The sequence below is a fragment of the Tamlana carrageenivorans genome, from assembly GCF_002893765.1.
GTDB classification, from domain to species: domain Bacteria; phylum Bacteroidota; class Bacteroidia; order Flavobacteriales; family Flavobacteriaceae; genus Pseudotamlana; species Pseudotamlana carrageenivorans.
Genome location: NZ_CP025938.1, coordinates 1,577,168 through 1,598,422 on the forward strand (window position 1 = coordinate 1,577,168; position 21,255 = coordinate 1,598,422).

Annotated in this window: 20 protein-coding genes; 9 read left to right on the plus strand and 11 right to left on the minus strand. The window is 36.1% G+C overall.

Translation table 11 applies throughout. The features are described 5' to 3' along the window. The 4 genes from nhaA to hemB are packed head-to-tail and all read left to right on the plus strand — an operon-like array spanning position 1 to position 3,723. On the plus strand, positions 1-1,350 hold the full coding sequence (gene nhaA / locus C1A40_RS07050) for a Na+/H+ antiporter NhaA (protein WP_102995288.1): 1,350 nt from the start codon (positions 1-3) through the stop codon (positions 1,348-1,350). A gap of 33 nt (positions 1,351-1,383) precedes the next feature. Further along, on the plus strand, positions 1,384-2,286 hold the full coding sequence (hemF, locus tag C1A40_RS07055; protein WP_102995289.1) for an oxygen-dependent coproporphyrinogen oxidase: 903 nt from the start codon (positions 1,384-1,386) through the stop codon (positions 2,284-2,286). Between the two features lie 50 nt (positions 2,287-2,336). After that, positions 2,337-2,723 carry a YchJ family protein gene (locus C1A40_RS07060; RefSeq protein WP_102995290.1) on the plus strand — a complete coding sequence of 129 codons (387 nt, stop codon included), beginning with the start codon at positions 2,337-2,339 and terminating at the stop codon, positions 2,721-2,723. Positions 2,724-2,730: 7 nt separating this feature from the next. Beyond that, the gene (gene hemB / locus C1A40_RS07065) at positions 2,731-3,723 is read left to right on the plus strand and encodes a porphobilinogen synthase (RefSeq protein WP_102995291.1); all 993 of its coding nucleotides are present in this window, start codon (positions 2,731-2,733) and stop codon (positions 3,721-3,723) included. A 34-nt stretch (positions 3,724-3,757) separates the two neighbouring features. Here the strand turns inward: hemB and C1A40_RS07070 are convergent, their stop codons facing one another. Genes C1A40_RS07070 through C1A40_RS07085 form a run of 4 tightly spaced genes read right to left on the minus strand, consistent with a single transcriptional unit; the run spans position 3,758 to position 8,385 of the window. After that, complete coding sequence (locus C1A40_RS07070) at positions 3,758-4,927, minus strand: ABC transporter permease (protein WP_102995292.1); 1,170 nt, start codon at positions 4,925-4,927, stop codon at positions 3,758-3,760. Continuing rightward, a complete protein-coding gene (locus C1A40_RS07075) occupies positions 4,924-6,087 on the minus strand; it encodes an ABC transporter permease (RefSeq protein ID WP_102995293.1) in 1,164 nt (387 codons plus the stop codon). The genes C1A40_RS07070 and C1A40_RS07075 overlap by 4 nt, the downstream gene beginning before the upstream one ends. Then, positions 6,084-7,067 carry an HlyD family secretion protein gene (locus C1A40_RS07080; protein ID WP_102995294.1) on the minus strand — a complete coding sequence of 328 codons (984 nt, stop codon included), beginning with the start codon at positions 7,065-7,067 and terminating at the stop codon, positions 6,084-6,086. The genes C1A40_RS07075 and C1A40_RS07080 overlap by 4 nt, the downstream gene beginning before the upstream one ends. Positions 7,068-7,071: 4 nt before the next feature. Continuing rightward, positions 7,072-8,385, minus strand: a complete 1,314-nt coding sequence (locus tag C1A40_RS07085) for a TolC family protein (protein WP_158651313.1) — start codon at positions 8,383-8,385, stop codon at positions 7,072-7,074. Positions 8,386-8,661: 276 nt separating this feature from the next. Between C1A40_RS07085 and C1A40_RS07090 the strand changes: the two genes are divergently transcribed. The 5 genes from C1A40_RS07090 to C1A40_RS07110 all read left to right on the plus strand — a co-directional run bounded on the left by C1A40_RS07090 (position 8,662) and on the right by C1A40_RS07110 (position 13,837). Next, positions 8,662-9,750, plus strand: coding sequence for a CNNM domain-containing protein (locus C1A40_RS07090; protein ID WP_102995296.1), 1,089 nt, complete (start codon positions 8,662-8,664; stop codon positions 9,748-9,750). Then, positions 9,751-10,224 (plus strand): methylated-DNA--[protein]-cysteine S-methyltransferase, encoded by a 474-nt coding sequence (locus tag C1A40_RS07095; RefSeq protein ID WP_102995297.1) that lies wholly within the window; start codon positions 9,751-9,753, stop codon positions 10,222-10,224. 73 nt (positions 10,225-10,297) lie between these two features. After that, the gene (locus tag C1A40_RS07100; protein ID WP_102995298.1) at positions 10,298-11,452 is read left to right on the plus strand and encodes a serine hydrolase domain-containing protein; all 1,155 of its coding nucleotides are present in this window, start codon (positions 10,298-10,300) and stop codon (positions 11,450-11,452) included. Next, positions 11,445-12,158: a 3'-5' exonuclease gene (locus C1A40_RS07105; RefSeq protein ID WP_102995299.1), complete on the plus strand. Its 714-nt coding sequence runs from the start codon at positions 11,445-11,447 to the stop codon at positions 12,156-12,158. The genes C1A40_RS07100 and C1A40_RS07105 overlap by 8 nt, the downstream gene beginning before the upstream one ends. Beyond that, complete coding sequence (locus tag C1A40_RS07110) at positions 12,158-13,837, plus strand: ABC transporter ATP-binding protein (RefSeq protein WP_102995300.1); 1,680 nt, start codon at positions 12,158-12,160, stop codon at positions 13,835-13,837. Before C1A40_RS07105 ends, C1A40_RS07110 begins: the two co-directional genes overlap by 1 nt. A 299-nt stretch (positions 13,838-14,136) precedes the next feature. Here C1A40_RS07110 and C1A40_RS07115 read toward each other — a convergent pair whose 3' ends face one another. From C1A40_RS07115 to C1A40_RS07145, 7 genes are all read right to left on the minus strand, one after another. Then, positions 14,137-14,790: a 3-oxoacid CoA-transferase subunit B gene (locus C1A40_RS07115; RefSeq protein WP_102995301.1), complete on the minus strand. Its 654-nt coding sequence runs from the start codon at positions 14,788-14,790 to the stop codon at positions 14,137-14,139. A 78-nt stretch (positions 14,791-14,868) separates the two neighbouring features. After that, positions 14,869-15,222, minus strand: a complete 354-nt coding sequence (locus C1A40_RS07120) for a four helix bundle protein (RefSeq protein ID WP_102995302.1) — start codon at positions 15,220-15,222, stop codon at positions 14,869-14,871. Positions 15,223-15,335: 113 nt separating this feature from the next. Next, the gene (locus C1A40_RS07125; RefSeq protein ID WP_102995303.1) at positions 15,336-16,055 is read right to left on the minus strand and encodes a CoA transferase subunit A; all 720 of its coding nucleotides are present in this window, start codon (positions 16,053-16,055) and stop codon (positions 15,336-15,338) included. Positions 16,056-16,299: 244 nt separating this feature from the next. Continuing rightward, entirely contained in the window at positions 16,300-16,758 is a 459-nt protein-coding gene (locus C1A40_RS07130; protein WP_102995304.1) for an RNA methyltransferase, read from the minus strand. Between the two features lie 33 nt (positions 16,759-16,791). Continuing rightward, entirely contained in the window at positions 16,792-19,131 is a 2,340-nt protein-coding gene (locus tag C1A40_RS07135) for a penicillin-binding protein 1A (RefSeq protein WP_102995305.1), read from the minus strand. A gap of 57 nt (positions 19,132-19,188) precedes the next feature. Beyond that, entirely contained in the window at positions 19,189-19,686 is a 498-nt protein-coding gene (locus tag C1A40_RS07140) for a gliding motility lipoprotein GldH (protein WP_102995306.1), read from the minus strand. Continuing rightward, positions 19,673-21,058: a PSP1 domain-containing protein gene (locus C1A40_RS07145; RefSeq protein WP_102995307.1), complete on the minus strand. Its 1,386-nt coding sequence runs from the start codon at positions 21,056-21,058 to the stop codon at positions 19,673-19,675. Before C1A40_RS07145 ends, C1A40_RS07140 begins: the two co-directional genes overlap by 14 nt. Positions 21,059-21,255: the final 197 nt, after the last annotated feature.

Consider the following 21,255-nt stretch of genomic DNA (forward strand, 5'->3'; position numbering starts at 1 on the left):
ATGGAAACAAAAAATAGCTTTTTATCCCCATTTCAAAAATTCATCAAAATTGAGAGTTTTAGTGGTATTCTACTCCTATTTGCTGCCATTGCAGCCCTTATCTGGGCAAATTCGCCATTTGCAGAGGGGTATACAGCATTACAGCATTACCATTTAGGATACAAATCGGACCGTTTCGAACTTAATTTATCCTTACTTCATTGGATAAACGATGGGTTTATGGCTGTGTTCTTTTTCCTTATTGGTTTAGAAATTAAAAGAGAATTTTTAATTGGAGCACTTAACTCCGCTAAAAAATTGGCTTTTCCACTTGTTGGAGCCGTGGGAGGGATGATTATACCCGTACTATTTTTCCTTTTTATAAACCAATATTTTAGTGGTCATGCCGATGCGACCATACACGGTTGGGGAATTCCTATGGCTACCGATATCGCCTTCTCATTAGCCATTTTAAAAGTTTTAGGCGATAAAGTACCTATTAGTTTAAAAATATTTTTAACGGCTTTCGCTATTGTAGACGATTTAGGTGCTGTTATTGTAATTGCTTTATTCTATAGTGGCACCATAAAAATGCTGTTTTTAGGAGCTGCACTAGGACTTCTTGCTATTTTATATTTCTTATCTAATAAGGGGTATTATTCTAAATTTTTAATGATCATTTTTGGAATTGCAATTTGGATTTTATTTCTAAAATCTGGCGTTCATCCTACCCTTGCAGGTATCTTATTAGCGTTTTCTGTACCCATTAGACAAAAAGTAGATACTTCTCAATTCCTATCAAGATTAGAAGAAATCACTACAAAAATTAAAACCTCTTCAGAATTAAAAGCCCCTATTCTGTCTGCCGAACAAATTGAAGAAATAGACGAACTACAAGCTTGGACAAACAAATACCAATCTCCACTTCAGCATTTAGAACATCATTTACATGATTGGGTAGCTTACTTTATCATTCCTATATTTGCACTGGCCAATTCGGGAGTTATATTAAGTAGTAGTCAAGGCTTAGATATGCCGTTAGTTATTACTATTGCACTATGCTTGCTTTTAGGCAAAAGTATTGGGGTTTCGGTATTTGTACTATTGGCAAATAAATTAAAGGTTGTTAGCATCCCTACCGATATTTCCAAATCCCAAATTATTGGGGTGTCGTTTTTAGCGGGTATCGGCTTTACTATGGCAGTATTTATTGCTAGTTTAGCATTTGCTGATCAACCAAAATATATAGACTCGGCAAAAATTGGGATTTTAATAGGTTCTTCCATTTCAGGAATTATTGGTTATTTTCTACTTAAAAGTCAGGCCTCGAAAGCAACTCAAAATCAAGATCCTGAGGTGTTAACACCTTAGTACTTGACATAAAACAAGAAGATATATTTATAGATGAAGGATAAATTTTATCAATACATTCAAAATTTACAAGACCAAATAACCTCTAAATTAGAGTCTGTTGATGGCCAAGCCAAGTTTCAAGAAGATTTATGGGAACGCCCCGAAGGCGGCGGCGGAAGAACCCGAGTGATTGAAAATGGACATGTTTTTGAAAAAGGCGGTGTAAACATCTCGGGCGTACACGGTAAATTACCTAAATCTATGCAAACCTATTTTAAAGTAGGGGATGTTGATTTTTTTGCCTGCGGATTGAGTTTAGTACTTCACCCAAAAAACCCTATGGCGCCCACCGTGCATGCCAATTGGCGTTATTTTGAAATGTATGATAAATCGGGAAATATTATTGATAGCTGGTTTGGTGGCGGACAAGATTTAACACCCTATTACCTGTTTGATGAAGATGCTAAGCATTTTCATCAAACCTGTAAAACAGCCTGCGATAAACACAACCCAGAGTTTTACCCAACCTATAAAAAGCGTTGCGACGAATACTTTTATAACACTCACCGCAATGAGGGGCGGGGTATTGGTGGTTTATTTTTCGATTATTGCAAAGCCAATGATGAAATGTCTATGGAGGATTGGTACAACTTTGTTACCGAGGTTGGCGATAGTTTCCTAGAGGCTTATGTTCCTATTATTGAACGCAGAAAAGACCTTCCCTATACCCAGGATCAGCGCAATTGGCAAGAAATTCGCCGCGGCCGCTATGTTGAATTTAATTTGGTACACGACAAAGGCACCCTTTTCGGTTTAAAAACAAACGGACGCATAGAAAGTATTTTAATGAGTTTACCACCGCATGTGCAATGGGTATATGACCACCACCCAGAACCTGGTAGTGAAGAAGAAAGATTAATAGCGGTTTTACAAAACCCTATAGATTGGAATTAAAAAAAAGAGAACAAACCTTTATCTCAACAAAATATTAAATAATACCCCTTATGTTGTGTTACTGTGGAAGTCTAAAAACCTATAAAGACTGCTGTGAAATAATTCATCAAAACATAGCTCATGCTAAAACTGCCGAACAGCTTATGCGCTCTAGATATAGTGCCTTTGTTTTGGCCGATGGCGATTATTTAATGGCTAGTCACCAGAGTAAAACAAGGCAACCTAAAGAAAAGAAAGCCATTGTAAATTGGGCAAAATCGGTACAATGGATTAAATTAGACGTATTAGAAACCACAAAAGGCCTAGAAAAAGATTCTGAAGGCACCGTTACTTTTAATGCCTATTTTTATGAAAATGGTCAAGTAGACTGTATTCATGAAAAATCGGCATTTGTAAAAGAAAACAACCTTTGGATGTATTTAGGACTCAGTAAATAAAAAAACTATGTTCCCTTTAAAAAGAAATAGACGTTTAAGAACCAATGAAGCCATTCGTTCGCTTGTTAGAGAAACCATACTCACGCCAAACGATTTTTTAGTGCCGCTTTTTGTGGTGGAAGGCAAAGGGGTTAAAGATGAAATTCCATCGATGCCTAATTACTTCCGTTATAGTTTAGATTTATTAGAAGCTGAAGTTAAAGCGCTTTGGCAACTAGGTTTAAAATCGGTGTTGCTTTTTGTAAAAGTACCCGATAATTTAAAAGACAATAAGGGTACTGAAGCCTTAAACCCAAATGGTTTGATGCAACGCGCCATTAAAACCGTTAAAAATGCCTGCCCTGATATGTTGGTTATGACCGATGTCGCTCTAGACCCATACTCAATTTACGGGCATGATGGTATTATTGAAAACGGACAAATTATAAACGACGATACTGCCGAGTTTTTAGCTGAAATGAGCATTTCTCACGCTACAGCTGGTGCCGATTTTGTAGCGCCAAGCGATATGATGGATGGTCGTATTTTAAGCATTCGTGAAGCTTTGGAAGATGAGGGTTTCATAAACACTGGGATTATGAGCTACTCGGCAAAATATGCCTCAGCTTTTTATGGTCCTTTTCGTGATGCTCTAGATTCTGCTCCTGTAGATTTAGTTGATATTCCAAAAGATAAAAAAACTTATCAAATGGATTACGGTAACCGTTTTGAAGCCCTTCGTGAAACCGAAATGGATATTGATGAAGGCGCCGATATCGTCATGGTAAAACCAGGACTTTCTTATTTAGATATTTTAAGAGATATTAAAAACGAAGTGGATGTTCCCGTAGCTGTGTATCAAGTTTCAGGTGAATATGCCATGATAAAAGCTGCTGCCGAAAAAGGCTGGTTAGACCACGATCAAGTTATGATGGAAACTACCACCGCTTTTAAACGTGCTGGCGCCGATATTATCGCTTCATATTTTGCCAAAGATGTGGTTAAAATTTTAAACGGCTAAAATTCATACCGCTGTTTTAATTTTTCAACTAAACCTAACCAGTTATTACTTTAGGCTTTCTTCGTTTTAAAAATTTAAATCGGACAAACAACATCATATATCCAAGCGCTAATAAAATAAGTAGGTGCATGACTTCTTTAGAAACATCTACTAGATGTGCACCTTCATTAGACAACGCATTAAAAATTTTAAAAAAAGGTGTTGAAGGTAACAAATTCGTAACTACCTGAAGAGGTTCAGGCATAGACTCTATAGGCCAAGAATAGCCCGAAATTAAAAATAAGGGATAGGTGGAAAATGCTAATATTTCAGTCCAACCAATGGTAGTTTTAAAAAAACTTGCCAACAAAATGGTGTATAATAAAACGATTGTAATAAACAAACCACTTAACATCAAGTGAAAGCAGATAGATCCGTTGAAAGCCAAAAAGAAATGCGAAAATATCAATTTGTAAAAAATGAAAAAGTAAACCACATAAAGCATGATATAATAAGTGCCTTTCGCTGATAAAACACACATAAAATCATAAAAAGAATAGCTCTCAATATCTTGTAACATGCCGTGGTTAAATTCATGAACAACACTTTGCCCAAAACCAATAATTAGGGTTTGTTGTAAAATTAAAATCAATAAAATTGGCAATAAATAATCACCATAATTATTGGTTGCATTATGTATTGATTTAATTACCGGCATTATCGGTTGTGCTTTTTGTTTCGCAATATCTAAAGGTATTTTATTGCTAACATAATAACTCATTCGCACGCCTCCAGCGACTGTTAAAACAACCTGCTGTACTGCTTTATTTATTTCATTTGACGTTAAAAACTTGGTGTTATTTAAAATCAATTCAACATGAGAACCATCTAAATTCATGGTTTTATTCTGAAAACCCTTAGGGATAACAACAATCCCTTGCACCTCTAAATTATTAAAATAGAACATGGCCTCTTCCAAACTTGAAAAATGACCGTTTATGTTTACTTTTTCAGATGAATTAATAAGCTGTGAAACCTTTCTGGATAGATTAGAATGGTCGTAATCTACAACTGCAATAGGAATTTCATTTACCTCTTTTTCAGAATATATAGAGCCTATAAAAAAGGCATAAAGCAAGGGAGCTACTAAACATGTTAGTAAAATACTTTTGTCCTCAAATATAAGCGCAAGCTCATTTTTTAAAATAGAAAACCAATTTTTCATACCATACTCTTTTTATGTCGTACTAACAATATGGTGGTTGTAACTATATAGCCCACAGCTAAAAACAAAAGCAAATAAATAACTTGCTGTGTTAAAAAAACAAAAGGTGTACTCATTTCTACTCCTTTTATAAAAGCGCTTAAAAAATGGGTATATGGTATAAGTTGTGCATACCACATATTAAATGCAGGCATGGCCATAATTGGAAACGTAAAACCGCTAAAAACAAAGGCAGGTGAATTATATACAAACGAAACATCCATAGCTATGGCTTCATTTTTAAAAATGGCTGAAACCATCATCCCTAACATGGCATTGACCATAACAAATAATAAAACAACAGGCAAAAAAGCCAGAGTACTTGGACTTATTGGGATTCCTAAAAGCGGATGTACAGTTGAAAAAATAAAAACACCAACCATAAATCCTACGATGGTATAAGCTAATAATTTGCCGAAAATAATATTAAAAAGCTTACCATTAGCCAGGTTTAAAAGCTCACTATATGTGTTATTCGTATATTCAGAATTTATAGAACGGGCAGCCAATAAAAACACCAACATTTGAAGTAATACCGTAGTTAATCCCGGAATCAAATAAAACAAATAGTTATAATAAGGGTTGTATAATGGTTTAACATGAACCTTTACAGGCATAATCATTTTTAGTGCTTTTTTGTTTGGGATTCCTTGTGTTTTAAAAGCATTATAATTAATTCCGGCAGACATTGTATTTATAAAACTTGCGGCTTCCTTATAAATTAAATTTCCAAAAACAATATTTGATGCATTGGAGTAAACCAAAAGCTTAGTCTGTTCGCCTCTAAATATTTGTTTTTCAAAATGCTCGGGAATCACGTAAAATCCTTTGACCTCAGGATATTTGATAAAAACATCTTCTAGCTTATCATTGGAATTTAAAAACTTAATAATTTTTAATTTCGGTGCCGCTTCAACATTTGAAATCACTTTTCTACTTAAAGCAGATTGATCTAAATCTAACACCGCAATATTAACGGTTTCAATACCACCTTCTTTATAGATATACCCTAAATAGAAAAATATAACCGTAGGAATTACCAATATTAAAACCCAGGCAGCTGGTCTTTTTTTTAATATTAAAAACTCTCTAACAATTATGTTTATTATAGAATATTTCAAAGTTTAATATTAACACTCATTCCAGGGCGTAGATTTTCAATTTTATCAATAGGTTTTAAATGAATTTCGAATGTTTTCATATCCAATCGGCCTTTATCGGCAGTTGGAATCCAATCGGCAAAATCGGCCATGGGCGCAATATAAGTCACCTTAAATTTGTAAGAATCATTATTAAAAGCGGGTAACTTACCTGAAATTTCTGCACCCATTTTAAAATCATTTAGGAAGTCTTCTCTAATATGAATTACCGCATAAATAGTTTCAAGCTTTTGAACGGTAAATATGGGGTAACCTGCTGGCATAACTTCGCTTTCTTCAGCCAATTTTGATGATATCTCACCTGAAACCGGCGCGTAAATTTCTAATTCTTTATAATACGCCTTTGCTTCATTAACCTTACCTCCCGCCGCATTCATTTGTCCTTTAGCCGCTTTCTTATCTTCTAATCTTGCTCCTTCTGTCGCCATGTCATAAATAGACTTTGCGGCATTCATTTGATCAAATGCGGCATCGCGCTTAAAGGTGACTTCATCCATTTGTTGTTGAGAAACTAGGCTATCTGCTACCAGATTTTTTAAACGATTATAAGATTTTTCAGCATAATTATACTGACTTAAAGCCATTTTATAACTGTTTTTTGCGGCCAATACTTCTTGACTTCTAGCGCCAGAATTAGCCTTTTCGCTTATCGACTGTGCGGCATTAAACATACCTTCGGCTTGCTGAATTTTGGCATCCAAAATATCACTTTCAATAGTTGCCAATAACTGACCTTTTTCAACCTGCTCACCTAAGCTTACGTAAATGGATTCTATTCGGCCAGGGATTTCTGAAGCAACTTTAATTTCAACCGTTTCAAATAAACCCACAAAAACACGGTTCGATTCTTTATCGGGTTTTAAAATATATAATGCGATAACACCAACAAGTATTACCACTATAGGAATTATCAATATGAAGATTTGTTTTTTATTTTTCATGTTTCTATGGGTTCAAATTCTGTAATTGTAAACTACCTGTTGATATTAATAACTCTAACGCCACCATACGTTGCTCGGCAATAAGCTTGTAATATTCAAACACAACATCTTGATAATCGGTCTCAGCCTTTAATCGGTCTGAAATGGAAATTAGGCCTATTTTATAGCTTTTGATGGCTAAATTTAAAGTATTCAATGCCACTTGCATCTCCTGTTCTTTATATAAGATTTGTTGATTTTTAACTTCAAAACCCACTAGAACTTTCTTATTAAACAGCTCTAATTTCTCAATAGCATCTGCCTTTTTGTTTTCAGAAATGCTTTTTTGTATACGTGTTTTTTGAATCTCATTATCATGTTTTAGTCCAGTAAAAATGTCCCATTTCATACCCAATCCAACAAAATAAGCAGGAAACAATTCTAATTTATTCAACTCTAAATTCACAGGATCACTTAGTGTAGGAAGGGTATATGGTGTATCGAATTCGGCATTAAATAAATTGGTATATGATAAAGATGCTAGGGCTTGTACTTTGGGTAAAAACAAATTTCTATTCATTTTTAATTTATAATCGTAAGCATTAATGGAGGCATCTAAAGCTTTAACCTCTGGACGATCTACAAACGTATTTTTATTTGATTTAACAAGCCAAGGTTTTAACTCAAATTTTTGTGCTTCCAATTTAGAAATTTCAACGCCTGTAAGCATGGATAATTTTAAATACAAGAGGTTCAGATTTCCGTATAATTCAGTTTTTTCAGAAGCTAAATTAAGTTCTGCTGCGGTAATTTTACCTCGATCATAAGGTGTTGCTAGTCCATTGTTAATCGCCTTTTGCACCCGTTCTTTTTCTTTACTAAGCCTTAATATTCCTGCTTCTAAAACATGCTTAGATTGGTTAAGCAACTCAATCTTATCAAAAGTATCGATAACATCTTTAATGATATCGGCACGTTCTTTAAAAAGCATAAAGTTTTTCGCTTTTATTTTTTCGCTGGATGCTTTTGACCCATAACTAACTTGAAGCCCTGAAAACAACAAGGCTTTTGCCGTAAGATTTGCGTTAAGAATATTTCCTTTAGCATTAAATTGGGTATCGCCTTCAAATAAATTAAGCCCAGTAATGGGAAGTTGAATGGTTGGAACATCTGCAGTAATTCGTGTTGAGCCATAACCATAAGAAGCATCAAACTCTAGTGTTGGTATAAAATTTTGACGAATTCCTTTATGTGTAATACTATCAATTGATAAATCGTATCCTACTTCTTTTAAGACGTAGCTCTTCTCTAAACTTAATGAAATTAACTTCAGCTCCATTTCACTCAAATTTGCTTGAGCCTGTAGTTGTACACAAAATAAACACAAAGAAAATAGGAAAGATCCTTTCATAATTTTTAACATGAATGTTGTAACGGAATGCTTTTTTAAAGTTTAAAATTCACATCAAAATGTCTTCCAGTGAATAAAGAGCTCATTTGACTAAGTTAATAGTTTTTGTTCATTTAATCAACCGCGTTACTATGCGATCTTTTTTAAAAGCTTATTTTAATCTAATTTGATTTTGTAATTTAGCTTTTAACAAAACACATGTTAATGAGCACATTAATTTTTTGGGCAACCATCTCCATCTTTTTCTCTTTTTTATGTTCCATACTAGAAGCCGTTTTACTAAGCGTCACGCCTACTTTTATCAACCTTAAAAAGCGTGAACAAAAAGAATACGCACTCACTTTAGAGTCCCTTAAAAAAGATGTCGATAAACCGCTTATAGCCATTTTAACTCTTAACACCATTGCACATACTTTAGGAGCCATGATGGTGGGTATACAAGCCGAAAAATTACCATTTAAAATTGAACTTTTTGGTATTAATACCGTTGGTGTAATATCGGCTATAATGACTTTTTTAATTCTAGTAGCTTCAGAAATTATTCCTAAAACCATTGGTGCTACCTATTGGAAGCAACTGGCTAATTTCACTTCTAAAACCCTAACGATTTTAATTTTTCCATTAAAATGGACAGGTATTTTATGGTTACTACAACTTACCACCAGACTTATAGGCGGTAAAGGTCATGGTAGCGTTTTAACCCGCCAAAGTTTTATAGACATGACCGATTTAGCTCATGAAGAAGGTGTTTTTCAAGAAAATGAGAGTAAAGTCATAAAAAACCTACTAACTTTTAAAGAGGTCTTCGCGAAAGACATCATGACGCCCAGAACCGTTATGAAAACCGTTGATGAAAACACCACCGTAGAAGAATTTTTCAAACAAAATATCAATTTACGCTTTTCACGTATTCCTGTTTTTGTAGACCAACCCGACGACATTAAAGGGTTGGTGCTTAAAGATGAAATTTTTAAAGAAATGGCTTTAGGAAACGGTAGCAAAACACTTTCCGAACTAAAACGCAACATTATAATTGTAAATAGAAACCTACCCATCCCCGATTTGTTTGAACAACTTATCGCGAGTCGAAACCACATGGCTCTGGTAGTCGATGAATACGGTACTGTAAGCGGTCTAGTGACCATGGAGGATGTTATTGAAACCTTATTAGGTCTAGAAATTATGGATGAAAGTGACAACGTATCAGACCTCCAACTTTTAGCCAGAAAAAGCTGGGAAGTACGCGCCAAAAAACTCGGTATTTTTGAAGACAAAACGAAGCCTTTAGAGTAGATGGAAAGCTGCATCATCCAGACGCCACTAGGGTATGCACGTATTTGTGGTGATGAAAAAGGCATTAATTCGGTTAGCATAAGCAATTCCGAAGCCATAAGAACCGAAATCATCCCTCTTGTATTACAAGACTGTGCGATGCAACTTAAAGCTTATTTTAACGGAGAGCGCCAAGAATTCCAGCTAACATTAAACCCCGAAGGCACCGATTTTCAAAAGAAAGTCTGGAAATATTTGGAACAAATTCCCTTTGGAAAAAGCTTGTCTTATTTAGAGTTATCCAAGCAAATGGGGCAGCCAAAAGCCATTCGGGCCGTAGCACATGCTAATGCTAAAAACCCACTATGGATTATCGTGCCTTGCCATCGCGTCATTGGTAGTGATGGTAGTTTAACTGGTTATGCAGGCGGCTTACATCGCAAACAATGGTTACTCAATCACGAAAGCTCTAACAAGCAACAAACTTTGTTTTAAAAGCTTTCAAAGCGGTTATAGGCACTAAAACTTAAAATATTTCCTATATTTATTTCAACTAAAAGTTTTTTATATGAAATTCATTAAACAAGTTATTAAGTGGCTTGCGATTCTTGTTGTAGCCATTATTGCATTACTTTACATTTTCGATTATGACTATATTTTAAGAGGGGCCAGAATTGTGTACTTAACTGGACATAAAACCGCTTTTATTGATGACTATCCTTACTTTGATAACGATACCATTAAAAAGCCAAGCAATAGTCTGCCTTGGCCCATTCACAAAAACTACAATACGGTGAAACCCACCGACAAATTAGCGAAAGCTAATAAAGATTGGGGTACCGTAGCATTTCTTATTATAAAAAACGACAGCATCTGGTTTGAAGATTACCGCGAAGACTTTGGTAAAACGTCCAAAACCAACTCCTTTTCTATGGCTAAAAGTATTACCTGCGCATTACTGGGCAAAGCTATTATGGACGGCTATATTCCTAGCTTAGACCAACCCATAAGTGAGTACTATCCGCAATACGCTAATAGCAACATTACGGTTGGCGATTTGGCATCGATGTCTTCAGGATTAGATTGGGTTGAGCATTATACGAGTCCGTTTTCGGTAACCGCCAGAGCCAATTATGACGATAATGTCGCCGAAACCATTTTAAATCAAAAAGTGATTGAAGCGCCTGGAAAGGCTTTCAAATATTTAAGCGGAAATACCGAATTGCTAGGTATGGTGATTCAAAAAGCGACTAAAAAAACGCTTTCCAATTATCTTTCTGAATCCTTTTGGCAACCCATGGGCGCTACCGACGATGCCTTATGGCAGGTAGATGATAGCGAAAACCGACTAGCTAAAGCCTTTTGTTGTATTTCTAGTAACGCACGTGATTTTGCACGCTTCGGAAAACTTTATAAAGACTACGGTAAATGGGAAGGCCAACAGCTTTTAGATTCTGCCTATGTGGTGAAATCGGTAACACCTCGTTTTAAAGCTTCTCCAGAATACGGTTATGGCTGGTGGCTTAAACAGCAAAATAACAAAGACTTTTTTATGATGCGTGGGCATTTGGGGCAATATGTTATCGTACAACCCGAAGATAATGTGATTATTGTTCGTTTAGGATTTAGAAAATCGGAAGATTATGGCCATACCGATGCCGTTTTCACGGAAGACATTTCAACGTATATTGATGAGGCTTACAAAATGTTGAAGCATGATTAGAAAGATTAATCTGGAGAACATCTTGTTTCTCGATATTGAAACCGTTCCTGAAACGGAACATTTTTCAGAACTGAACGACACCAAACAAATCCTTTGGGAAGACAAATCTAAATACCAAAGAAAGGACGATTATACCGCCGAAGAGTTTTACGATCGTGCTGGTATATGGGCCGAATTTGGTAAAATTGTTTGTATTTCGGTAGGCTATTTTAACTTTCAAAATGACATAAGAAAATTTAGAACCACCTCTTTTTTTGGTGATGAAGTTAAAATACTCAAAGACTTTAAAAATTTACTAAACACCCATTACAACGAACCCAAGCATTTACTTTGTGGTCATAATGCCAAAGAATTTGACTTTCCGTATATTGCTCGACGCATGATTATCCATAACATCGAATTACCTCATAAACTCAATTTATTTGGTAAGAAACCATGGGAAGTGCCGCATTTAGACACCTTAGAACTTTGGAAATTTGGCGATTTTAAAAGTTACACCTCTTTAAAATTACTCACTCATGTGTTAGGCATCCCATCACCAAAAGATGATATTGATGGCAGTGAAGTTTATCGGGTGTATTATAAAGAACATGAAATTGATCGTATTGTAACCTATTGTGAAAAAGACACCATTGCGGTAGCTCAAATATTTTTGCGATTACGGGGTGATGAGATTTTAACTGATGATGACATTATTCATATTTAATGAAAGATAACGAGATTTTAGAAGTACGGAATTTAAGCGTTTCATTTGGCGACAACGAAGTGGTTCATAACATTTCCTATAAACTGCATACTAATGAAGTATTGGGCATTGTAGGCGAATCGGGCTCCGGTAAATCGGTGTCCTCTTTAGCTATTTTAGGTTTACTACCGAAAAAGATCGCTAAAATAAATTCTGGCTCTATCCTCTTTGAAGACCGTGATTTAATTGAATTATCGTCCTCATCATTTGAAAACATTCGAGGCAACAAAATTGCCATGATTTTTCAAGAACCTATGAGTTCCTTAAATCCGTCTATGACCTGTGGAAACCAGGTTTTAGAAATCTTATTAGAACATACTCATGTTTCAAAAAAATTAGCCAAGGAAGAAACTTTAGCCCTTTTTAACATGGTTAAACTGCCAGATCCTGATCGTGTTTTTAAAGCCTATCCGCATGAGATTTCTGGTGGTCAAAAGCAACGCGTTATGATTGCCATGGCCATTGCCTGTAAACCCGATGTTTTAATTGCCGACGAGCCTACTACGGCTTTAGATGTTACGGTGCAAAAAGACATCATTATTTTACTGAAAGAACTGCAGGCTCAAACAAAAATGAGCATCATTTTTATCACCCATGATTTGGCCTTAATTTCAGAAATTGCCGATCGTGTTTTAGTGATGTATAAAGGCAACATCGTTGAACAAGGTTTGGTAGCCCGTATTTTTAAAAACCCTGAGCACAATTACACCAAAGCTTTAATTAATTCCAGACCTGCTTTAGATGTACGCTTGGAGGTATTACCCACCATCAAAGACTTTTTAGAAGACAAGATCTCCAAGACCATCATTACACCAGAGGATCGCAAAAAAAATCACGAAAAAATTTACAGCAAACCACCATTATTGGAGGTGATAAATGTGGAGAAAGAATACCTTTCTAAATCTGGATTTTTTTCCAAACCAGAACGTTTTAAGGCGGTAAATGACGTCAGTTTCAAACTATATGAAGGGGAAACTTTAGGATTGGTTGGCGAATCGGGTTGTGGAAAATCAACTCTTGGAAATGCCATACTTCAATTAGATAAAGCTACTGCAGGAAAAATAATTTATAAAGGCATTGATATCACAAAACTGTCAAAGTCTGAAACTAGAAAACTCAGAAAAGATATTCAAATCATTTTTCAAGATCCGTATTCTTCTTTAAATCCGAGAATCCCTGTTGGAGAAGCCATAATGGAGCCTATGAAAGTGCATAAACTTTATAGTTCGGATGCCGAACGCAAGGAAAAAGTGATTGATATATTGGAAAAAGTTGGACTGTCGGAGGTTTATTTCAACCGGTACCCTCATGAGTTTTCGGGGGGTCAGCGCCAGCGTATTGGTATTGCAAGAACCATTGCCCTTCAACCGAAACTCATTGTTTGTGACGAATCAGTTTCGGCCTTAGACATTTCTGTTCAAGCTCAGGTTTTAAACTTACTTAATTCACTTAAAAAAGACTTCAATTTTACCTATATTTTCATCTCACATGACTTAGCAGTTGTGAAATACATGTCAGATCAATTATTGGTTATGAACCAAGGTCAAATTGAAGAGTTAAACGATGCAGACATCATCTATAAAAACCCTGAGAAAGCATATACAAAAAAGCTTATTCATGCTATTCCAAAAGGATTATAACATGAATATCTTTTTTGTTAAATAACATAAGCTTCTTACAAACTCATAAGTATCTTTTACAGATTCTCTAAATTTGCTTTGGTTAGTAGGTACTTCATGTAGGTTGGTTGCAGTGTTCATAAGGTTGAAATTTATGATAGTTTTGGGGAAAATCATTTATAGATTTTCATTTTTTGACTCAGACTAATATCTATAATATATTCCATTTATACGATTAAAAACATATAAAATCGATAAAACGCATATTTTTTTAACAACCTTGTAATTTTCACCCTTATATTAAGTAGGATTTTACAACTCTAAATATTCATTTCTGGAATATTTCCTACAACTATTAATTTGCCTTCTGTAGCTTCTATAATCTGATCGACAGACACCCCTGGCGCGCGTTCTAATAATTTAAAACCTTGTTCGGTCACTTCAAGGACTGCTAGGTTAGTCACTATCTTTTTTACACAGCCTACACCCGTGAGTGGCAACGAACATTGCTTTAATAATTTGGAATCGCCATGCTTATTCGTATGCATCATGGCTACGATGATGTTTTCGGCACTCGATACTAAATCCATAGCACCACCCATACCCTTAACCATACGCCCTGGAATTTTCCAATTGGCGATATCGCCATTTTGGGCAACTTCCATAGCTCCTAAAATGGTTAAATCGACATGTTGCCCTCGAATCATTGAAAAGCTTAATGCCGAATCGAAAAAACTAGCACCAGGCAAGGTCGTAATGGTTTGTTTCCCGGCGTTAATAATATCGGCATCCTCTTCACCTTCAAAAGGAAATGGCCCCATGCCTAGCACACCATTTTCACTTTGAAATTCCACTTGAATATCATCTCGAACATAATTGGCCACCAAAGTCGGTATCCCTATGCCTAAGTTCACATAGTAACCATCTTGAACTTCTTGCGCAATGCGTTTTGCTATACCTGTTTTGTCTAACATCTTATTTGATTTGAAAATGTGTTAATTTGAAAATTGGTTAATTAAACTTTATGTTCGATTTGAAAACTTGAAGATTAATTAAGATTTTTTACTTGATGAAATGATTTTTGATATAATTAAAATAACAGATTTTAAATTTTTTAATAATTTTTCAGTTGGGTCTGGATAATGCTCTGATGCCTGACATAGTTTCAACCAATATTCAAGTTCATCCGCTTCCTTAGCCGAAATTTTAAACTTATGAATAAAATCTCTTTTACTTTCTGCATTTTGTGCTTCTCTAATATTAGCTCCAATAGAAGTTCCGCATCTAAAAATTTGAGAAGCCATTTCAAACTTTCTTTGTTCTCTTATCATTTCGGAAAAAGAAACAACATCAAGGGCTAAATCAAAGCTTAATCTTACTATTAAATTATCACTATCGTTCCTCATTTATAAATTAAATCATCTTTTAAAAACATCTCTTTTCTAAATCTAGTTTCTTTCAACTAAAACTTTTAAATTCAATCTTTCTTGCCACATTTTCAAATTGAAAAATCTTCAAATCAATTCATTAAAATTTCTAATCGCCTCTCCCTTACCGTCCTCTGTTCAATCCTTTTCTCGTAGTTTGTTCCTTGAAAAATACGTTGTACAAAAATGCCTGGGACATGAATTTGATTGGGGTCTAAGGTTCCAAGAGGCAGTAATTCTTCAACCTCAGCGACTGTAATTTTTGCGGCGCCACACATTATGGGGTTAAAATTTCTGGCGGTTCCTTTAAAGATTAAGTTTCCAGCAGCATCACCTTTCCACGCTTTAACCAAGCTAAAATCGGCCATAAAAGCATGCTCTAACACATACATTTTACCATCAAATTCCCTGATTTCTTTTCCTTCGGCGACTTCGGTGCCATAGCCTGCTGGGGTGTAAAAAGCAGGGATTCCTGCCTGTGCCGCTCTACAACGTTCGGCTAAAGTGCCTTGAGGGATTAAATCGACTTCCAATTCACCCGAAAGCATTTGTCGCTCAAACTCATCGTTCTCACCAACGTAGGAAGATATCATCTTCTTAATTTGTTTCTTTTGGAGCAATAAACCCAATCCGAAATCATCGACACCAGCATTGTTAGAAATGCAGGTTAAATTGGTCACACCAAGCTGCACTAAGCGTGCGATAGCATTTTCAGGAATACCACAGAGACCGAAACCACCCAACATGAGTGTATTACCACTAGAAAGCCCTTTCAAAGCTTCTTCGACACTAGAAACCGTTTTATTTATCATTTCGTCATATTTATGCTTATAAATTTACGAATATTTCAATGAAATGAAGAAGGAAGTAACTGTTAAGAATTAAGGATGTATAAACAAGTAGGGAGTGTCCAAAAACCAAAAACAACCATCATCCTGAGCTTGACACAGCATCTCATGCCATTGAAATTTAAGGATTATAAGAATCTGAAAATAAATTCAGATTGACGTGAAATCGACTTTTAAAACAGCCACAAATATTTGAATTCGCGAAAAATTAACTTCTTGGCTTATCGATACCTCTATCATACATAACGATACTACCAGCCACAGAAACATTCAGGCTTAATTTAGATTTAAACTTGACCAAGAGATGTGATTTCTCGATAGCTTCTTTACTTAACCCATGATCTTCAGCTCCCAATAAATACACACAGCGTCTGGGGTGATGAAAGGTTTCTAAGTCCTGAGCCGAATCGTCTAGCTCGACACCAACAATTCGGGTACCTTTGGGTAGATTATTAAAAAAATCATCGAAGTTTTCATAATGATAATAAGGCATGGATTTAACCGCATTGTGGGTATCGCAGGCCTGTTTAGCATAGCGGTTTCCAATGGTGAAGATGAAACTAGCGCCCAAATTTTGTGCAGAACGCCATAAAACACCAAGGTTTTCGGGAGTCTTTCCGTTAAAGATACCTATACCAAAAAATTCATTTACGAAATTATCGTTCATGCTTTCAGCTTCTAAACGTATTCAGTATGCCTTTTAAAACTCGAGTTCGTCTAAGCGATCAACTTCATCGTCATTATTTTGATCTTCAGAAACGGTTGAACAATCTACATTAATCGACAAGTTTTCTGGCGCAACGAAATCTTCTTTAGACACATCTAGTTCTGTATCGGCATAACAACTTTTCATATAGATACCCCAAATAGGTAGCGCCATTGCGGCACCTTGGCCGTAGGTAATGGTTTTAAAATGCGCCGCACGATCTTCGGCACCAACCCATACACCGGTAACTAAATTAGGTACCATTCCCATAAACCAGCCATCACTTTGGTTTTGAGTGGTTCCTGTTTTTCCTGCAATCGGATTTGTAAACTCGTAAGGATACCCGGTTACGATTTCTCTATAATCGGCTCTATAGGCATCACGACCTTTTCCGCGTAATCGTCCTCCCGAACCAAACTGTGTTACCCCTTCCATAAGTTTTACGGTTACATAAGCGGTTTCGGCATTTAACACATCGTGAGTTTCTGGTTTAAACTGGTATAAAACAGTTCCGTTTTTATCTTCAATATTCAATACCATTACAGGCTTAGTGTACACCCCTTGGTTGGCAAAAGTCGCATATGCCCCAACCATGTCGTAAACACTAATATCTGTAGTACCCAAGGCAATGGAAGGCACTGCAGGAATATCGGCCTCCACGCCTAGTTTTTTAACCAAATCGACCACGGTTTGCGGTCCTACTTTATCGATTAATCGCGCCGTAACGGTATTCACAGAATTAGCCAAAGCGTCTTTTAAAGTACGCTTACCACCGTATTCATTGCCTGAATTTTTAGGACACCACTCCTCTGGGTTTCCAAATTTACCTGCTTCAATACAAAACGGGGTATCTGGAAATTCATCACATGGCGAAAAATGCAATTGGTCAATAGCTGTAGCATAAACAAAAGGCTTAAATGTAGAACCTGTTTGTCGTCTACCTTGCTTTACCATATCGTATTGGAAATGCCTGTAGTTCATACCGCCGACCCATGCTTTAACATGTCCTGTTTTAGGATCCATAGACATCATACCCGTTCTTAAAAACGATTTGTAATAACGCATAGAATCCATAGGCTTCATAAGGGTATCTACCTCTGAAGGTTTCCCATCAACCCATTTAAAAACGGTCATTTTAATAGGTTTCTTAAAAGAGGCTTCAATCTCTTCGTTGGATTTTTTCAAATCGTATTTCATGTGTCTCCAACGTTCCGATTGACGCATCGAACGCCGCATTAAGGCTTGCTCCTCTTCGGGAGTTAAATCTAAAAACGGTGCCGTTGGGTTTCGATCTGGCGTATTTTGGTGAAAAAATTCGGCCTGTAATCTTGGCATGTGTTGTTGCACAGCATCTTCGGCATAGGTTTGCATGCGCGAGTCGATCGTGGTATAAATTTTTAGTCCGTCGTTATATAAATTCCACTTACTACCATCAGGCTTTGGGTTGTTTTTAATCCAATCCTTCATAAATCCATCGAGGTAACCTCTAAAATATGTGGCGATCCCTTCGCGGTGCGACTCTGGAGAATAACGTAAATCAAGCTCTGTTTTTTGAAGCGAATCCTTTTCCTTTTCAGAAATGAAATCATACTTATACATTTGAGATAAAACCACATTTCTACGGTTTTTTACACCTATAGGGTTACGCTCGGGTCTTGGGTTATACAGTGAGGAATTTTTAAACATCCCGACCAACATAGCCGATTCTTTAACATCCAATTCTTTTGGCTCTTTATTGAAATAAATTCTTGAAGCACTACGAATCCCATCGGCATTATTCCCAAAATCATAAATATTAAAATACTGCGCGATAATTTCTTCTTTGGTGTATTGACGCTCTAAACGAATGGCAATAATCCATTCTTTAATTTTTTGAAGCACCCTTTCAATAACATTCTTAGATCCTTCACCATGAAATAATTGCTTGGCTAACTGTTGTGAAATGGTACTTGCCCCACCACTTCCAGGCTTAATAACGGCTCTAAGGGTCCCTCGAGCATCAACGCCAGAATGCTCGTGAAAACGGGCATCTTCGGTCGCTATTAAGGCATTTACAAGGTGCTGCGGTAACTCGTCGTAACTCACCGGTGTTCTATTATCATTAAAATAGAATTTACCTAATGTTTTACCATCTGAAGAGATAATTTCGGTAGCTAAATTGGTTTTCGGATTTTCTAAAACCGTATGATCGGGCATGGCGCCAAAGGCACCCCATGATGCTAATAAAAAAAGGAAGACTACAGCGAGTAATCCTGCTAAAAACAAAATCCACATCCAACGGATGTACTTTGAAAAATTTTGAACGTTGTTCGTTTCTTTTTTTGCCTTTGCCATGTACTATTTATTACTACATCCTGAAACCACTTCGCTTAAGCAAAGCAGCAGATGCCTCTATTTTTTAATTTTCTTTTGTTCTATACTAAATCCAACATCGGTAATCCCCTCCAATTCTTCAACACCATTTACCTTTCCATTTTCACGCATAGCTTGCTGAATATTAACCTTATACTTCCCAGACTCATTAAAAACAACTTGTTCTTTGTACCATAATTTATTCTCCTTAATATCGCCAAATCCTGTGCCTAAAAATTTACCACTAGGTTCGGCCATTTTGTATTCTAGGGTATCTTTAACCGTTTTTCCGTGCGGAAAAACCATTTCGACAATTAGAAATAAATTATTGTATTTATAAGCACTGGTATTTCTAAGGTTTATAAATAAATTATAGGGATTTATGGAATCTGGCGGATCGATTTTAAAACTAACAACCGAATCTTTATGCCATTTTTTAGGCACCGATTTATACACATCAAAATAATATTTTGAATCGCAGGATGAAAGACTAAAAAAAACACATACTAAAAGTAATAAGACTCTATTTTTCAGCATTTTTAGTGTTTTGAGATTTATTCTGGTTATTACCAGGTTTTCTTCTTTGGTTTCTTTTCCTATTTTGATTAGGATTTTGCTTTTTTACTTCCCCCTCAACCTTTGGTTTATTCGATTGGTTTGGTCGCTGCCTTGGTTTCGGTTTTGGCTTTTTAGGTTCTGTATTTTTAGTTGCCGGCGGTGTATTTTTTCTTGATGTTGCTTTATTATCACCTCCAGTATTTTTTTGACCTTGAGCTGGACCTTTTTTACGTCTGTTATTTCTACGTTTTTTATGCGGTTTCGGATTATCAAAACGTGTTAAACTATCTTGGCCTACAACGTTTTCAAATTCTGTTTTAGTATCTTCAACCAAATCTAAAGCGTATTCCTCAAGACTTGTAATTTTTTCTTTTTTCTTATTTATTTCAATGATTTCGTTGGCCTGCTCGGTGGTTATCTTATGCCAATTCATCCATTCGCCTTCGTAAGCAAACCACATATGGCCTTTAAAAATATCGGTTTTCTGACAAACAGCGGTTCCTTTTTCGGTATATAATTTAACATCCGATTTTGGAAAACTTTTTAAAGCATCAAGATAAGTATCTAACTCGTAGTTTAAACAACATTTAAGTTTACCACATTGCCCAGCCAACTTTTGCGGGTTTAAGGACAATTGTTGGTAACGCGCTGCTGAAGTACTCACCGAACGAAAATCGGTTAGCCAGGTAGAGCAACATAATTCGCGACCACAAGAGCCTATACCACCAAGTCTAGCGGCTTCTTGACGAAAACCAACTTGTTTCATTTCGATACGTGTTCTAAATTCTCGTGCAAAAACCTTAATGAGTTCACGAAAATCGACACGATCTTCAGCCGTATAATAGAAAGTTGCTTTACTGGCATCACCTTGAAATTCGATGTCTGAAATTTTCATTTGAAGCTTCAAATCGATCGCAAACTGTCGTGCTTTAACCTTCATGGCTTCTTCACGCTCGCGAGCGGTTTGCCAGATATCAATATCTTTCTGACTTGCTTTTCGGTAAATTTTAAGACCTTCTTCAACATTTACCGGTATATTTTTACGCTTCATTTGAACGCGCACCAATTCCCCCGTAAGGGTAACCATACCAATATCGTGACCAGCTTTAGCTTGTGTAGCCACAACATCGCCAATGCTTAAAGTTAAGTTTTCTGTATTGTTATAATATTCTTTTCTGCCGTTTTTATAGCGTACCTCAACCCAGCTAAATGGGGCTTCCCCGCCGGGTAGGGACATGTTTGACAGCCAATCGAATACCGTTAGTTTATTACAACTATCTGTACCACAAGTACCATTATTCTTGCAGCCCTTAGTAGAGCCGTCTTTTGTTGAGCAACTTGCGCAAGCCATATATTATATATTGAATTCGCTAATAATTAACTTATTACGAATGAAGATTTATACTTTTTTTGTTTTCCGCTTTCGCGTGAAGCACACATTTTCTTTACGTTTTTAAAACCAAGTTTCAAGAACATTTACGACGTAAAGATATGATTATTCTAAAGACTTAAAAAAAGAAGATGAGATTATAGTGCTCAACCCCTTAA

What these genes read in the sequence shown, in the direction of transcription:
- nhaA (WP_102995288.1), top strand. Translation starts at nt 1, where the DNA reads ATGGAAACAAAAAATAGCTTTTTATCCCCATTTCAAAAATTCATCAAA.
- hemF (WP_102995289.1), top strand. Translation starts at nt 1,384, where the DNA reads ATGAAGGATAAATTTTATCAATACATTCAAAATTTACAAGACCAAATA.
- C1A40_RS07060 (WP_102995290.1), top strand. Translation starts at nt 2,337, where the DNA reads ATGTTGTGTTACTGTGGAAGTCTAAAAACCTATAAAGACTGCTGTGAA.
- hemB (WP_102995291.1), top strand. Translation starts at nt 2,731, where the DNA reads ATGTTCCCTTTAAAAAGAAATAGACGTTTAAGAACCAATGAAGCCATT.
- C1A40_RS07070 (WP_102995292.1), bottom strand. Translation starts at nt 4,927, where the DNA reads ATGAAAAATTGGTTTTCTATTTTAAAAAATGAGCTTGCGCTTATATTT.
- C1A40_RS07080 (WP_102995294.1), bottom strand. Translation starts at nt 7,067, where the DNA reads ATGAAAAATAAAAAACAAATCTTCATATTGATAATTCCTATAGTGGTA.
- C1A40_RS07085 (WP_158651313.1), bottom strand. Translation starts at nt 8,385, where the DNA reads ATGGAGCTGAAGTTAATTTCATTAAGTTTAGAGAAGAGCTACGTCTTA.
- C1A40_RS07090 (WP_102995296.1), top strand. Translation starts at nt 8,662, where the DNA reads ATGAGCACATTAATTTTTTGGGCAACCATCTCCATCTTTTTCTCTTTT.
- C1A40_RS07095 (WP_102995297.1), top strand. Translation starts at nt 9,751, where the DNA reads ATGGAAAGCTGCATCATCCAGACGCCACTAGGGTATGCACGTATTTGT.
- C1A40_RS07100 (WP_102995298.1), top strand. Translation starts at nt 10,298, where the DNA reads ATGAAATTCATTAAACAAGTTATTAAGTGGCTTGCGATTCTTGTTGTA.
- C1A40_RS07105 (WP_102995299.1), top strand. Translation starts at nt 11,445, where the DNA reads ATGATTAGAAAGATTAATCTGGAGAACATCTTGTTTCTCGATATTGAA.
- C1A40_RS07110 (WP_102995300.1), top strand. Translation starts at nt 12,158, where the DNA reads ATGAAAGATAACGAGATTTTAGAAGTACGGAATTTAAGCGTTTCATTT.
- C1A40_RS07115 (WP_102995301.1), bottom strand. Translation starts at nt 14,790, where the DNA reads ATGTTAGACAAAACAGGTATAGCAAAACGCATTGCGCAAGAAGTTCAA.
- C1A40_RS07120 (WP_102995302.1), bottom strand. Translation starts at nt 15,222, where the DNA reads ATGAGGAACGATAGTGATAATTTAATAGTAAGATTAAGCTTTGATTTA.
- C1A40_RS07125 (WP_102995303.1), bottom strand. Translation starts at nt 16,055, where the DNA reads ATGATAAATAAAACGGTTTCTAGTGTCGAAGAAGCTTTGAAAGGGCTT.
- C1A40_RS07130 (WP_102995304.1), bottom strand. Translation starts at nt 16,758, where the DNA reads ATGAACGATAATTTCGTAAATGAATTTTTTGGTATAGGTATCTTTAAC.
- C1A40_RS07135 (WP_102995305.1), bottom strand. Translation starts at nt 19,131, where the DNA reads ATGGCAAAGGCAAAAAAAGAAACGAACAACGTTCAAAATTTTTCAAAG.
- C1A40_RS07140 (WP_102995306.1), bottom strand. Translation starts at nt 19,686, where the DNA reads ATGCTGAAAAATAGAGTCTTATTACTTTTAGTATGTGTTTTTTTTAGT.
- C1A40_RS07145 (WP_102995307.1), bottom strand. Translation starts at nt 21,058, where the DNA reads ATGGCTTGCGCAAGTTGCTCAACAAAAGACGGCTCTACTAAGGGCTGC.